Here is a 13,690-nt window from a genome sequence, read left to right as displayed (position 1 = left end):
GCAAAAATACGACTTTTAAAAGAATATTATCGGTAATTGAAAAGGATAATTGAGGGCTGTTTTTTAGTCATAAATACTACCTTTGTATGGTGAGGTTTTTAAAAAATGCATTAAATTTTTATATAAATAGTAGCATGCATGTGGCTTTAGCTGTTTGTGCTTTATGTATGGTTACGTACTATAATTTTCAGCTTATTCCATCATATAGGTTATTGGGGTTTGTTTTTCTGAGTAGTATTACAGGCTATAATTTTGTAAAGTATGCAGGAATTGCCAAATGGCGGCATAAAACACTTACAGGCCGACTTAAACTCATCCAAATATTCTCATTTTTTGTTTTTTTAGGGTTGCTTTATGTAAGTTTTTTACAATCGGTTGAGGTGATTTTTGTGAGTTTAACTTTAGGTGTTTTTACATTGTTTTATGCCGTGCCAATTTTACCTAAAAGTAAAAATTTAAGAAATTTAAAAAGTTTAAAAATATTTATTATTGCTTTAGTTTGGGCTGGAGTCTGTGCAGTTTTGCCTTTGGTTGATATACCTGAAGTTTCGTTTTTGTTATTAGGAGCTACTTTTTTGCAATATTATATTTTTGTTCTTGCGTTGTTGTTACCTTTTGAGATACGTGATTTGGCTCATGATGTTCCTGATTTAGGAACTTTTCCTCAACTTTACGGGGTAAAAAACACTAAACTTTTTGGCGGTGTATTGTTGATTCTCTTTATTATAGTGAGTCTTGTTATTGCTCAACAAATAGGATATAGCAAGTTAGAAATAACTCTTATAGCGCTTCTGTTAGGAGGTTTTATTGTGTTTTCTTCTCCTTTTAGAAGTAAGTATTTTACCGCTTTTTGGGCAGAAGCCTTACCTATATTCTGGATGTTATTTGCAATGCTGCTTAGGTGATTTTATCTTTAAGGTAAGATTTTAACTCCTTTTGTTCCTCCAGGCTTAAGCATGAGATGTTTGCTTGTTTTATCAATGTTGTTAACCTATTGTTTTTCGCTGCATAATCTTTACAAGTTTCGCAAAACATAAGGTGTAGTTTAAACTGTACTTTTTCTAAAAAACTAGCTTCGTCGTATTGGCATTTATCGCATATACATGCTAATTGATGAAAATTTTCTTTGTCATGATTCATATCAAGATAACCATTTTTCTTTTAGGCAATCGGCTAGAGCAGCTCTTACACGGTGGATGATTACCCATAAATTAGACGGGGTAATATTGTATTCATTACAAATAACTTCGGTATCGTAATTTTCTATGGTTTTTAATTTAAAAATGGTGGCTTGTCTAGGGTTTATTTTATCTAAGCAGGCATAAATGGCTTCAGAAAGCTCGTTGTTGATAATGTTGTCTTCAATAGTTACATAATCAGGATTTTCGATGCGTTCTTCTAGCCAATCGCCATCGTTATCAGCAGAAAAATAGTTTACTTTTACTTCTGCTTTTCCTTTGTTGGAGTTTATTTTTCGGTAATAATCGATAATTTTTCGTTTTAAAATAGCAACAAGCCAAGTACGCTCGCTTGCTTCCCCTTTAAAATTATCTTTTGCTTTTAGTGCGGCTAAAAAAGTTTCAGAAATAAGGTCTTTAGCAATATCCCTATCATTAACTTTGCCCATGGCGAAATTAAAAAGGTAGTCGGAGTGTGTCTCTACCCAACGATCGGGAGTAATCGTATATAAATTTTTTGCCATAAACATTATTAATAATGCCTAAAAATACAAAGAATAAATTGGTTAAGTTTTATTGAATTGTGAAAATAAATATAAAATGGTTTCGATAAATATAATTCTAGGCAATAACCTAAACCTATTTTGATGAAGAAGAAGTTGCTAATTATAGGCTATTTATGGCCAGAACCATCATCCTCTGCGGCTGGAAGTAGAATGATGCAATTAATAACATATTTTTTATACAAAAAGTATGAAATAACTTATGCTTCTCCAGCATTGGAAACTCCTTTTTCTGAAAAATTAGAAAATCTAGGAATTAAAAAAGTACAACTTCCATTAAATAACAGAGAGGCAGATGTGGTATTAAAAAACGAACAACCAGACGTTGTTCTTTTTGATAGGTTTATGATGGAAGAGCAATTTGGATGGCGGGTTGCAGAGCAATTGCCCAAGGCTATTAGAATTTTAGATACAGAAGATTTACATTTTTTACGAAAAGCCAGGCATAAAGCACATAAAAACGGAAAAGCGATAAAGCTTAGCGATTTACACACTGATATTGCCAAGCGGGAAATTGCAAGTATCTTACGTTGCGATTTAAGTTTAATTATATCAGAAACAGAGCAACAATTGCTAATCGATAAATTTTCTATCAATCCCTCGCTTTTATTTTATCTCCCTTTTTTGATTGAAGAAAATAAGATTTCTTCAAGAGAAGCCTTACCTGCGTTTGAAGCTCGTGAGGATTTTTTGTTTATCGGTAATTTTTTACACGAGCCTAATTGGGATGCGGTACGTTATATAAAAACAGAGTTATGGAGCGAGATAAGAAAAAGCCTTCCTCAAGCTAAGTTTAATGTTTATGGCGCTTATACATCAGAAAAAGTAAAACAATTGCATTGTGAAAAAAGTGGTTTTATAGTTTGTGGGAGAGCCGATTCTAGCGAGGAGGTAATGAGAAAATCGCGGGTTTTGTTAGCGCCATTACGATTTGGCGCAGGATTAAAAGGAAAATTTATTGAAGCAATGCTATGCGGAACCCCAAGCGTTACCACAACAGTAGGTGCAGAAGGTATAGGAGGGAAATGGCCGTGGGCGGGAGAAATTGCAAATGAAACATCGGAAATTATTAAACAAGCAGTAACTTTATATACCCACCCCAAGCGATGGGAAATCACACAGAATAATGGTTTTAACATAATAAAAAACCGGTTTTTGACGGGTAATTTTTATCAACTTTTTAGCGATAGGCTAGCAAAATTATATGAAAACCTAGCCCAACACCGTGTTGATAATTTTATGGGAGAAATTTTACACCACCATACAACAAGAAGCACAAAATACATGGCTTTATGGATAGAAGAAAAAAATAAGGAGGATTAACATGGCAGGAATTTATATACACATACCTTTTTGTAAACAGGCTTGTTTTTATTGTGATTTTCATTTTTCTACCACCATGAAACACAAAACAAAGCTATTAGATGCGATTGATAAAGAACTTGTTATTCGGAAATCTACTTTTGAAACAGAAAAAATAGAAACCATTTATTTTGGCGGTGGTACTCCAAGTTTACTCTCGGTAGAAGAAATAAATAAACTGATAAAAACTATTGAGGATAATTATAACTTAGCCGATAAAATAGAGATTACATTGGAAGCCAACCCCGATGATTTGTCCTTATCTAAAATAAAATCTTTAGCGCAAACTCCAATAAATCGGTTAAGTATAGGAGTGCAGTCTTTTTATGAAGAAGATTTAACCTTGATGAATAGAGCTCATAATGCCACAGAAGTAAAACAAGCACTTACAGATGCACGCCAATATTTTGATAATTTAACAATAGATTTAATTTACGGAATTCCAGGAATGAGTTCAAGTAGGTGGGAAGATAACTTGGAACAAGCATTAAGTTATGATATTCCGCATATTTCTAGTTATGCCCTTACGGTAGAACCCAAAACGGCTTTAGAAGCTTTAATAAACAAAGGAAAAATAGCACCCGTAGAAGAATCACTTGCTTATGAGCATTACCAGTTATTACAGGCCTTTACAAAAGCGCATAATTTTATTAATTACGAGTTTTCTAATTTCGGTAAAGAGGGTTATTTTTCTAAAAATAATACGGCCTATTGGTTTGGGAAACCCTATATAGGAGTAGGACCTTCAGCACATAGTTTCTACAAGAATACCCGAAGTTGGAATGTTGCTAATAACATGCTCTATATTAAAGCCCTTTCGGAAAATAGGATTCCTTCTTCTGCAGAAAAATTATCGGTAACAGATTTGTATAACGAGTATATTATGACGCGTTTACGTACAATGTGGGGTGTTTCTGTTAACGATATCGAATTGCTTTTTGGAAGAAAATATGTAGCATACTATCAAAAAATAACTAAGGAGTTGTTGTCACAACACAAACTTTATATAGCAGAAAACGGAAATTTAGTTGTAAAGGAGTCTGCAAAATTTCTAACTGATGGCATCGCCTCTGATTTGTTTTATATTTCATAATCATAAAGTAAACTTAAGTATAATAAGTACTAAGATTAAGTAAAGTATTGTATTTTTAGCCCATGCAAGTTTTAAAAGAAAATAAACGCGTTATTCTATTTTTGATGGTATTTGTAGGGAGTTACTTTTTACTATCAGCCGTTTACCACTGGTATTTATCATTAACTTTTTCTCCAATGCATTACCCAGATTTTATTACGTATTATGTAGCAAAACAGAGTAATGATTTGATTAATACATTTGGGTATATAGGGCAAATTTTTCCAATGCCTAACCATCCTGCAGTGGCTCAATTTGTAAATGGGAAACATATAACTAGGGTTGTTGAAGGGTGTAATGCTGTAAGTGTAATTATTTTGTTTGTTTCTTTTGTATTGGCATTTGCTAAGAAATTAAAAACAACTTTATTGTTTATTTTTTCTGGGGTAAGTATTATTTATGCTTTAAATATTCTAAGAATAAGTTTGTTGTCTATTGGTTTATATGAGTATCCCGAGGCCCAAACACTTTTGCACGATATTCTTTTTCCTATAGTTATATACGGTGTAGTTTTATGTTTATGGGTAATTTGGGTGAAAATAGTATTAAAAACAAAAGGAAATGAAGAATAAATTTGTTGTATTTTCAGGAATAACAGTGTTTTTTATTCTTCTCGTATTAGTGAGGTTTTATGAACGAGTTTTGTTTTATGATCCATTAATAGATTTTTATCAGGGTAATTTTACAATAGCTTCACCTCCTTCTATAGATAAAATCAAGCTTATTTGTTATGTTGTATTACGTTACTTTATTAATGCCGTTTTATCTATAGGGATTATAGCATTACTATTTAAGAATAAAAAAATAATTTATTTTACAAGTCTCGTCTATGTAATTTTCCTGATACTTCTTACGCCTATTTTTAGTTATTTTATATACAATTTTAACGCAGATAATTATTTAATGGTGTTTTATATACGTAGGTTTTTAATTCAGCCTATTCTTCTGTTATTACTTTTGGCAGGACTGCTATATCAATATAAAATAAATAAAAAAAGCTAATGGAAATTATTTAGAATATTATCTTTTAAAGAATGATAAGTTTTATAAATACTTTATATTTACATAGATAATATAGTATTAACAATTAACTAATTACAATTATGGCTTCAATTTTAGATTTATTAAAAACAGATGTGGGTGAGCAACTTATTCAAGGCGCAACCACAGAAACAGGAGAAACAAAAGATAATATTGTTTCGGTACTTAGCATGGCATTGCCTACAATGTTAGGGGCAATGAATAAAAACATACAAACAGAGGAGGGAGCAAAAAAACTAAACCATGCATTAGAAGATACCCGCCATGATGGTTCTATACTTAGTCAATTAGGAGGAATCGTAGGAGGAGGTAGTGTAGATAACTCTTTACTTTCAGATGGAGCCGGTATCCTCTCACACCTTTTAGGAGGAAAACAAACTAATGTAGAAAATAGTATTAGTAAAACAACGGGAGTAAGCATGAGTTCTGTAACAAAAATCATTCAGATGGCAGCTCCTGTTTTAATGGGGTTTTTAGGAAATGCAAAACGTAAAGATGGTGTTTCTCAATCAGGTTTAACCGATTTGATAGGAGCAGCCATGGGAGAATCTTCTAGCAATATGTCTATTATTGAAAGTTTATTGGACGCAGATAACGACGGAAGTGTTATTGATGATGTAGCTGGAAAATTATTAGGCGATAAAGCAGGAGGACTTTTAGGAGGTTTATTTGGGAAATAAATCACAATACACATTAAGGCCAAGCTGTTTTGCTTGGCTTTTTCTATTTATAGAAGTTTAATTATTTTTACACAAAAATAAAAATCATGTTAAAAGCTGTTTTATTTGATATGGATGGGGTTATTGTAGATACAGAACCATTACACCACAAAGCTTACCATGCCATGTTTAAGGAGGTAGATATTCCTGTTTCTAAAGAGCAATACCAAGCATATACAGGGCAATCTACTATTAATATTTGTAAAGATTTATGTGAGAAATTCTCTTTATCAGAAGCGCCAGAAACCTTAATGGCTTTAAAGCGTAAGCACTTTAAAACACTTTTTACAACGGATGATGAGCTTAAACTGATAACAGGCGTAGAAAAATTAATTGTTGATTTTTATGAAAATGATACTACATTAATTTTAGCCTCATCGGCATCAATGGCTACTATCAACGCTGTTTTTGATAGGTTTGATTTAAATAAATATTTTAAAGGGAAACTTAGTGGTGCCGATTTAGAGGCCTCTAAGCCGCATCCTGAGATATTTGAAAAAGCAGCAGAAACTGCTCAAACCCCAAAACAAAACTGTATCGTGATAGAAGATTCTACCAATGGAGTTAAAGCAGCTCATGCCGCAGGTATTTATTGTGTAGGCTATAATAGCTTAAATTCTAAAAATCAAGATTATCGTTTAGCGAATACTGTGATAGAAAATTTTCACAATTTTTCCTTTCACCACGCCAATAAGCTTTTAAAGAATCTTAACGATTTATAGTGAATTGTAAATGCTCATAGGGATGCCCAGCTAAGTTTTTGATGCCTTGGCTGGTAAAACCTATACGAGTATATAGTTTTTTAGCGTTAGGGTTATCAATATCTACCAATAAACCAACTTTTTTGTGTTTTTCGTTGGTTGCTTTTTCAATAATAGCACTAATCAATTTACTGCCAATACCATAGCCCTGATGTTTAGATGAAACACTCACCGTGTCTATATAAAATTCGTTGGCCTGTGTTTCATCTCCAAAATCTTGATTTTTAAAATCTTGTTGGTAATTTGTTAAGACATAATCAAAAAAGGGTGCTCGGTATGCTTGTAAGTTACCTCCGTCATAACCCACAACAGACCCTACAATTGTATTGTCTAATTCTGCTACGATGCAATGTGTATAACTGTATTGGTTTTCTGTGTTTTTAAAAAAATGAGTAAATAACGGAATTGCGTCGTAGGGATCTTGGCTACCTACAAATTTAGCAGCTAAATCTTCCATAGCTTGAATTATAAGTGGAGCAACCTGTATAGCGTCGTTTGGAGTAGCGGCGCGTAGTTTGATTTCTTTTTTCATAACAAAATTGTTTTAAATAAAAATCACCTAAAATTTCCCATGGGAAATTTTAGGTGAAATATACTAAAAATAATGAGTTTCCTTATTTCTTTTTTGGGTGTACTAGTTTCATTTCTTTGATAAGATGCTGTGCATTGGCGTATTTATCGATAATGAACAGGATGTAACGAACATCAACCATAATGTTTCGGCAGATGCTAGGGTCGTAATAGATATCGCTCATGGTACCTTCCCACACGCGGTCAAAATTAAGTCCTATTAGGTTTCCTTCAGCATCGATGGTTGGGCTTCCAGAGTTTCCTCCAGTAGTATGGTTGGTGCCAATAAAGTTTACAGGAAGTTTTCCGTTTTCGGCATAAGCGCCATAATCTTTGTTTTTATATAAATCGATTAACTTTTCAGGAACATCAAATTCATAATCTCCAGGAATATATTTTTCCATAACACCTTCTAAGTAGGTAACAGGTTGGTAATGTACAGCGTCTGAAGGGCTGTACCCTTTTACTTTTCCGTAAGTTACTCGTAGCGTTCCGTTAGCATCGGGGAAAATACGATCTTCTTTAGTGCTGGTTTCAAGAATTGCTCTCATGTATTCACGTTGTAGTGCTGTTATAGCTAGTTCTTGCTCCTGATATGTAGGAAGCACTTTTTGATAAAACACCTGAGTTAGGCTTTTTGCGAGTGTAAAAGCAGGATCTTTTTCTAGTTTTTTGAAAACATTTTTAGGAGAGCCTTTTAATATTTTTTGTGTATTTTCTGATGTTGTTAAGGCAGAATTACTATAAATATCATCGGCTAGTTTTTCGATATTTACGTTTTTAAAATTCTCTGGTAGAAACTCAGCAGGCATTTCTGCCGCAAAAACTTGCATTACTTTAATAAAAACTTCTTTATCTACATGAGGGCTATAATCTTTATGGAAAGAAGCATTTCTTTCTAATAGATTTTCTTTCCTATCGGTAAACGATTGTTTTCCTTTGGCCTGATAAACTTGCTCTAACTGAACCAATTGAAAAGCATTACGCATAAGTTCTATGTTGCGTAAAATGGCTTCGCTAAAATAGGTGTAGGCTAAATTGTAAGGTTCAAACTCTTGGTAAGCTTTTTCGAATGCAGGTAAAAGATGCCCATAGGTTTGGCTAAGGTTTTTCTGCGCTAATGCTTTTGTAAAGTCGGCTTCTTGTTGTTTTTTTATGGCTATGGCATTAGATTTTTTTAGCCCTTGATTCTCCCCAATCCATTTTTTGTAATAATTAGCAATGCGGGCGTATTTAGAGGCATATTTTATTTTTATTTCCTTATCGGCACGCATAAATTTATCTTGTTCTTTTAAGGCTACTTCGCGTAAACCTATTCGTGCTGGGTTTATTACATTAACCCGTTGTTCTACAGCTACGGCAGGTAAGTATTCATCTGTAGTTCCTGGGTAACCAAAAACCAGGGTAAAATCATCTTCTTCGACACCGTCTAAAGATATTGGTAAGAAATGTTTTGGTGTATAGGGTACGTTATTTTCAGAATATTCAGCAGGTCTGTTATTTTTATCGGCATAGATTCTAAACAAGGCAAAATCTCCTGTATGTCTTGGCCATACCCAATTATCGGTATCAGATCCAAATTTCCCTATAGAAGAAGGCGGAGTACCCACCAGCCTCACATCTTTAAAGGTTTCTACCACAAACAACATGTATTGGTTTCCTTCATAAAAAGTACGCACACGGTTGTTTTGCCAGCTTTCTTTAGGTGAGTTTTCTACAATATGGGAAATATTCTTTTTAATTACCGCTTGCTTTTCTTCTTCACTACTAAGTTTTTGTGTGTTTTTAAGCACTTGGGCAGTTACATCTTCAATTTTAACAATAAAGGTAACCGTCATTTCTGGGTTAGGAAGCTCTTCTGTATAGTTTTTTGCCCAAAAACCATCGGTTAAATAATCGTTTTCGAGGCTTGAATGCGATTGTATAGCGCCATAACCACAGTGGTGATTGGTAAGTAATAATCCGTTGGGTGAAATAACTTCAGAGGTGCAACCGCCATTAAAATGAGGTACAGCATCTTTTAGGCTCGATTGATTTACATCGTAAATGTCTTTGGCAGACATTTTCATCCCTAGCGAGGTCATTTCGCTTTCGTTTAGCCCTTCTAATAACGAAGGTATCCACATTCCGCCTTGTTGTGCAAAGCTCGAAAATGAGATAAGAAGTATACAATAACGTATAAGTTTCATAAGTGATAATTTTAGAAAACAATTTTTTTGCAAAATAAGCTAATATAAATTATTTGTAGCCTATTATCTATAATTAAGATTGAATAGAAATTACTTTTGATATAGAATAAATCTATTTGTAATAAATCCAAATAACAATTAATTTTGCGGGCAGATGAATTTATTATACACATACCAGAAATTTTCTATTTTCCAATCGGATGTTACACGCAATTTTCAAGTAGATTTTGCAGGTAAATCTGTTTCGATGAGTTTTTGTGAATTGCTTTCTTTTAGAGAAAAGCTAAAAAGAATAGATTTACAAACACACTTTGAAGGGGCTGACAGTGTAGAAATTCTTAGCCTATGCAATAAGCGTCACTTATTTATTTTTGATACGCTAGATATCATCCACCTAAAAGAACTTGTTCGAGGGGCATTTATTTCTATGGCCTACCAAAATGTTTTAGTATAAGTTTATTTGATTTTAGATTGTTTTTAAATTAGTTTATACTATGGCTTTTGGCTATTAATAGCCTTATCTTTGTACCTGAATTTTAAAATGAACAGGTTATGAAAGATATAGCAAGACAAGAGTTAAGTATTCATATTGAAGTTATGGATATGCTTAACGACCAAATACAAAAAGAAGCACAATCATCAACTGCATATTTAGCCATGGCATCATGGTGCGACCAACAAGGTCTAGAAAATTCTGCTCAGTTTTTTTATGCACAAGCAGAAGAAGAAAGAACCCACATGATGAAAATTTTTAGATTTATCAATGATAATGGCGGAAATGCGATGGCACCAGCTACTTCAGCAGTAAATCATGATTTTACAAGTTTGGAAGAAGTTTTTTCTGATGCACTAGCGCATGAGGTTGGTATTACAAAATCTATCCATAAGCTAGTAGCAAAATCTAGAGCAGAGCATGACTATGCTACAGATGCTTTTTTACAATGGTTTGTAACAGAGCAAATGGAAGAAGAGCAGACTATGCGTAGAGCGTTAGACATTTTAAAATTAGGAGAAAAAATGTCTTTACTACAATTAGACGAAAGAATTGCGGAGTTAAATACAGCGCAATAGTAGATACGCTGTTTATTACAGAATAAAAAACGGGCTGCTTTTCATCAAAGCAGCCCGTTTTTTATATAGATAAATATTACCAATTAAACTTATAAGCTAATTTTACACCGCTAGAAAATGTTTTTATGTTGCTAATAAACGCTTTATCCTCTTTTTGCAATTTAGAATTAACTAAGGTATTGTAAGTAAATAAAGCAGGTGTATCTGTGTGATAGGTTATTAATTTTTCTGAAGGAGCTTCCTCAAGATTTGTTATTCCCATAGCAATAAATAAGCCAATATAAATACTGTTTTTTGCATTTAGCTGTTGTTTTACTCCAGCCTCCAAATTAAAAGCGATATCGGTTTTAAATGTGATATCTTGTTTTGGAAGTTCAATATTCTTTTCCGTTTTATACCCCATAAACGCAGGGTCATATAAGGTAGCGTCCCATTGTGGGTAGTATCCATAAGTTTGTAAATTTTGAATACTTGTTTGGGCTGTACTTTTAATAGGAAAGCCTATTTTTGCACCCGCAGCCATGTAAAAACCCGTTATTCCGGGTGTTTCGTAAATAAAATTTAGCGGAATGTATAGAAAGCTAGCATGTTGCTTTTCTTTATAACCTGTGGTTTGATAATTAAAAATAAAATTATGATTATCTAAGTCGGTTGCAGCATATTGGTCTATAAGCTTATCATAATACGCCTGACTTTTATACGTTTGTAGTTCTCCACCAAGGCTTAGTCCAAAATTCTTGGTAAAAAAATAGGTGTAATTTATACCAACCCCAAAACCTGTTTCGGCTTCATGTTTTCCTTTAAAATTCATGTCGTAGGTAAGCGACGAAAAAATCCCTGTGGTGTAAATTCCAAATTGATTTTTATAATCTTGAGCATTAATTTTTCCTGTAATTATAATACATAGTGTTAGCAACATAACACTCGATAAATTTCTATAATATGGTTTCATTTTTTTATGGTATATGAGATTAAGAAATTAAAAAATGTTAGTCGATTATTACCTTACTAACCTTTTTATAAGATTTTGTTTTACATTCTATGATATATACTCCAGAGGATAAATCTGATACGTTTATCCTTTTTTTTTGCGTGTACACTTTATAAGCCCTAACTTTTTGACTGGTTAAAGAATAAAGTTGAATATCCATTCCATCTTCTACATCATCCAAAGGAAAACTGGTGTGAATAGTTACAAAAGGAGTGTTTTTAACAGGGTTAGGATAAATATCAATACTATAATCTGTATTATTAAGCGTTATTTGGAATTCACAACTGCTAATAACTTCACCGTTTTCTGTGGTAACTTCTACATGATAAACGGCATTAGGGTCTAATGTGTCTGTTACTTCGTTTCCTGCAGAATAATATTGCGTGTTACTAATCAACTGGTTGTTTTTATACCATTTATAAGCAATAAAACGGTACCCACCATTTGTTGAAGGATTATTGTTAACAAGAAGTACATTGTTAAACTTTTGTATAACGATATCCTCAAACGAGAATCGTTTTTCTATAATAATAGTATAGTTACGTACAGAACTACCATCTTGCGAAGTAATTTGAACTTGTTTTTTATAAATTCCAGGAACAGGAGTCTCTATTTCAAAATAATGAGCTGGTAAAGCTGTTGCATTGGTTTCTGTTGTTAACTCTATTGTAACAATGGTTTGTTCCGTTTCACAATCAATAGTATAATAAATTTTTTCCGAAGGATTATGATAAACTTCATTATCGATAGCTATATGATGAATAGAAGCATCACGACTGTTAATTTGTAAAGGTTGCATTACAGGAGTAGCAGGGAGGTAATTTTCGTTTCCTGCTTGGTGTACTGTAATTTCTATCATCCCTGAGGTTAATAGAGTAACCCAACCTGTTGAACTAACCGTGGCAGGCGGATTATTAGCCGTAAATGTATAGGTGTAATCTACTGGAAGTCCAGAACTTGCTGTTGCTGCTAACTGAAAATCATCGTCATCTTCAATATAAAGTATAGGCAACGAATTAAAGGTGATTTCCTGTGGGGCTTTTTCAATGGTTAAAGTGGCTGTTAGGCTGATATCTTCACAATTTATAGCATTTGCTGGCGGACTCACTATCGCGGTTACCGTATAAACTCCCGCATTTATAGCTCCGTTAGCTTCTCCCGTATTAGGGGTTGTGCTGTATGAAACCGAAGCTCCTGTAGGAAGGTTATTTACATTGATTTGATGTAGGTTACCATCGTAAGTTACCGTTAGGTCGTTTAAGCTTAGGTTTTCAATTGGCGAAGGATGTACAATGATACTTTGTGTTTGTGTACTAATATTTCCATTGCCATCGTTAAATGTCCAAGTGATTGTATGTGTCCCTTGATCACTATAAGTAAGCGGATCTGTAGTGGTAGCGTTAATGCTTCCTTCACAGTTATCGGTTGCCGTTGGAATTGGGATATCAGTTGCTAAGACAGCACATTGTCTTTCAATAACAGGTAGATTAGTTACATCAGGAATAGGCGCAGTTACATCATTGATGATGATGTTTTGTGTTTGTGTCTCAGCATTTCCTTTACCATCGTCAAAAGTCCAAGTGATGACATGCGTTCCTTGGGTGTTAATCGGGAAAGTTAAATTATGTGTTCCGTATATAGTTTCTCCACAATTGTCGGTGGCTGTTGGGATAGGTACATCGGTTGCTAATACTTGACATTCAGCAGTGATATCTGCTAAAGTTAGGTTATCAGGCGTTGGTGCAGTTACATCATCGATAATGATGTTTTGTGTTTGTGTATCGGCGTTCCCTTTACCATCGTCAAAAGTCCAAGTAATGACATGCGTTCCTTGGGTGTTAATCGGGAAAGTTAAATTATGTGTTCCGTATATAGTTTCCCCACAATTATCGGTAGCCGTTGGGATAGGCACATCGATTGCTAGTACTTGACATTCAGCAGTGATATCTGCTAAAGTAAGGTTATCAGGCGTTGGTGCAGTTACATCATTGATGATGATGTTTTGTGTTTGTGTATCAGCATTTCCGTTCCCATCGTCAAAAGTCCAAGTGATGACATGCGTTCCTTGGGTGCTAATTGGGAAAGTTAAATTATGTGTTCCTTGGATGGTTGC

The 13,690-nt window shown here is 33.8% G+C and carries 15 protein-coding genes; 9 read left to right on the top strand and 6 right to left on the bottom strand.

The genetic code is table 11. The features are described 5' to 3' along the window. Positions 1-86 precede the first annotated feature (86 nt). Positions 87-905, top strand: coding sequence for a UbiA prenyltransferase family protein (locus GGR32_RS11215; RefSeq protein WP_183478295.1), 819 nt, complete (start codon positions 87-89; stop codon positions 903-905). Here the strand turns inward: GGR32_RS11215 and GGR32_RS11210 are convergent. Continuing rightward, positions 898-1,140 carry a hypothetical protein gene (locus GGR32_RS11210; protein ID WP_183478294.1) on the bottom strand — a complete coding sequence of 81 codons (243 nt, stop codon included), beginning with the start codon at positions 1,138-1,140 and terminating at the stop codon, positions 898-900. The two genes, GGR32_RS11215 and GGR32_RS11210, sit on opposite strands and share 8 nt — an antisense overlap. A 1-nt stretch (position 1,141) precedes the next feature. After that, positions 1,142-1,702 carry a sigma-70 family RNA polymerase sigma factor gene (locus GGR32_RS11205; protein ID WP_183478293.1) on the bottom strand — a complete coding sequence of 187 codons (561 nt, stop codon included), beginning with the start codon at positions 1,700-1,702 and terminating at the stop codon, positions 1,142-1,144. Between the two features lie 123 nt (positions 1,703-1,825). On the opposite strand from GGR32_RS11205, the gene GGR32_RS11200 reads away from it, so the two are divergent. The 6 genes from GGR32_RS11200 (at position 1,826) to GGR32_RS11175 (ending at position 6,717) form a co-directional block, all read left to right on the top strand. Beyond that, positions 1,826-3,064 carry a glycosyltransferase family 4 protein gene (locus GGR32_RS11200; protein WP_221403732.1) on the top strand — a complete coding sequence of 413 codons (1,239 nt, stop codon included), beginning with the start codon at positions 1,826-1,828 and terminating at the stop codon, positions 3,062-3,064. Position 3,065: 1 nt separating this feature from the next. Beyond that, positions 3,066-4,196, top strand: a complete 1,131-nt coding sequence (hemW, locus tag GGR32_RS11195; protein ID WP_183478292.1) for a radical SAM family heme chaperone HemW — start codon at positions 3,066-3,068, stop codon at positions 4,194-4,196. A 62-nt stretch (positions 4,197-4,258) separates the two neighbouring features. After that, positions 4,259-4,807, top strand: a complete 549-nt coding sequence (gene xrtF / locus GGR32_RS11190; protein WP_183478291.1) for an exosortase family protein XrtF — start codon at positions 4,259-4,261, stop codon at positions 4,805-4,807. Beyond that, positions 4,797-5,237: an exosortase F system-associated membrane protein gene (locus GGR32_RS11185; protein WP_183478290.1), complete on the top strand. Its 441-nt coding sequence runs from the start codon at positions 4,797-4,799 to the stop codon at positions 5,235-5,237. Before xrtF ends, GGR32_RS11185 begins: the two co-directional genes overlap by 11 nt. A 101-nt stretch (positions 5,238-5,338) precedes the next feature. Further along, positions 5,339-5,956, top strand: a complete 618-nt coding sequence (locus tag GGR32_RS11180; protein ID WP_183478289.1) for a DUF937 domain-containing protein — start codon at positions 5,339-5,341, stop codon at positions 5,954-5,956. 86 nt (positions 5,957-6,042) lie between these two features. Continuing rightward, the gene (locus tag GGR32_RS11175) at positions 6,043-6,717 is read left to right on the top strand and encodes an HAD family hydrolase (protein ID WP_183478288.1); all 675 of its coding nucleotides are present in this window, start codon (positions 6,043-6,045) and stop codon (positions 6,715-6,717) included. On the opposite strand, the gene GGR32_RS11170 is transcribed toward GGR32_RS11175, so the two are convergent. Beyond that, positions 6,704-7,288: a GNAT family N-acetyltransferase gene (locus tag GGR32_RS11170; protein WP_183478287.1), complete on the bottom strand. Its 585-nt coding sequence runs from the start codon at positions 7,286-7,288 to the stop codon at positions 6,704-6,706. The two genes, GGR32_RS11175 and GGR32_RS11170, sit on opposite strands and share 14 nt — an antisense overlap. An 82-nt stretch (positions 7,289-7,370) precedes the next feature. After that, entirely contained in the window at positions 7,371-9,515 is a 2,145-nt protein-coding gene (locus tag GGR32_RS11165) for a S46 family peptidase (protein ID WP_183478286.1), read from the bottom strand. A gap of 154 nt (positions 9,516-9,669) precedes the next feature. Here GGR32_RS11165 and GGR32_RS11160 point away from each other — a divergent pair, with 154 nt between their 5' ends. Both GGR32_RS11160 and GGR32_RS11155 read left to right on the top strand, forming a co-directional pair. Next, positions 9,670-9,969, top strand: coding sequence for a hypothetical protein (locus GGR32_RS11160; RefSeq protein ID WP_183478285.1), 300 nt, complete (start codon positions 9,670-9,672; stop codon positions 9,967-9,969). Between the two features lie 98 nt (positions 9,970-10,067). Next, positions 10,068-10,586, top strand: a complete 519-nt coding sequence (locus GGR32_RS11155) for a ferritin (RefSeq protein WP_183478284.1) — start codon at positions 10,068-10,070, stop codon at positions 10,584-10,586. Between the two features lie 76 nt (positions 10,587-10,662). Here the strand turns inward: GGR32_RS11155 and GGR32_RS11150 are convergent, their stop codons facing one another. Together GGR32_RS11150 and GGR32_RS11145 are read right to left on the bottom strand one after the other, a co-directional pair. Then, positions 10,663-11,538: a hypothetical protein gene (locus GGR32_RS11150; protein ID WP_183478283.1), complete on the bottom strand. Its 876-nt coding sequence runs from the start codon at positions 11,536-11,538 to the stop codon at positions 10,663-10,665. A gap of 37 nt (positions 11,539-11,575) precedes the next feature. Next, on the bottom strand, positions 11,576-13,690 hold a 2,115-nt coding region (locus GGR32_RS11145), incomplete at its 5' end, for an HYR-like domain-containing protein (RefSeq protein ID WP_183478282.1).

The organism is Mesonia hippocampi, from assembly GCF_014197445.1.
Taxonomy (GTDB): Bacteria; Bacteroidota; Bacteroidia; order Flavobacteriales; family Flavobacteriaceae; genus Mesonia; species Mesonia hippocampi.
This window is presented reverse-complemented; position numbering and strand designations above follow the sequence as displayed.

Bases quoted from the DNA above. Each gene is read 5' to 3' on its own strand.
- GGR32_RS11215 (WP_183478295.1), top strand. From the start codon at position 87: ATGGTGAGGTTTTTAAAAAATGCATTAAATTTTTATATAAATAGTAGC.
- GGR32_RS11210 (WP_183478294.1), bottom strand. From the start codon at position 1,140: ATGAATCATGACAAAGAAAATTTTCATCAATTAGCATGTATATGCGAT.
- GGR32_RS11205 (WP_183478293.1), bottom strand. From the start codon at position 1,702: ATGGCAAAAAATTTATATACGATTACTCCCGATCGTTGGGTAGAGACA.
- GGR32_RS11200 (WP_221403732.1), top strand. From the start codon at position 1,826: ATGAAGAAGAAGTTGCTAATTATAGGCTATTTATGGCCAGAACCATCA.
- hemW (WP_183478292.1), top strand. From the start codon at position 3,066: ATGGCAGGAATTTATATACACATACCTTTTTGTAAACAGGCTTGTTTT.
- xrtF (WP_183478291.1), top strand. From the start codon at position 4,259: ATGCAAGTTTTAAAAGAAAATAAACGCGTTATTCTATTTTTGATGGTA.
- GGR32_RS11185 (WP_183478290.1), top strand. From the start codon at position 4,797: ATGAAGAATAAATTTGTTGTATTTTCAGGAATAACAGTGTTTTTTATT.
- GGR32_RS11180 (WP_183478289.1), top strand. From the start codon at position 5,339: ATGGCTTCAATTTTAGATTTATTAAAAACAGATGTGGGTGAGCAACTT.
- GGR32_RS11175 (WP_183478288.1), top strand. From the start codon at position 6,043: ATGTTAAAAGCTGTTTTATTTGATATGGATGGGGTTATTGTAGATACA.
- GGR32_RS11170 (WP_183478287.1), bottom strand. From the start codon at position 7,288: ATGAAAAAAGAAATCAAACTACGCGCCGCTACTCCAAACGACGCTATA.
- GGR32_RS11165 (WP_183478286.1), bottom strand. From the start codon at position 9,515: ATGAAACTTATACGTTATTGTATACTTCTTATCTCATTTTCGAGCTTT.
- GGR32_RS11160 (WP_183478285.1), top strand. From the start codon at position 9,670: ATGAATTTATTATACACATACCAGAAATTTTCTATTTTCCAATCGGAT.
- GGR32_RS11155 (WP_183478284.1), top strand. From the start codon at position 10,068: ATGAAAGATATAGCAAGACAAGAGTTAAGTATTCATATTGAAGTTATG.
- GGR32_RS11150 (WP_183478283.1), bottom strand. From the start codon at position 11,538: ATGAAACCATATTATAGAAATTTATCGAGTGTTATGTTGCTAACACTA.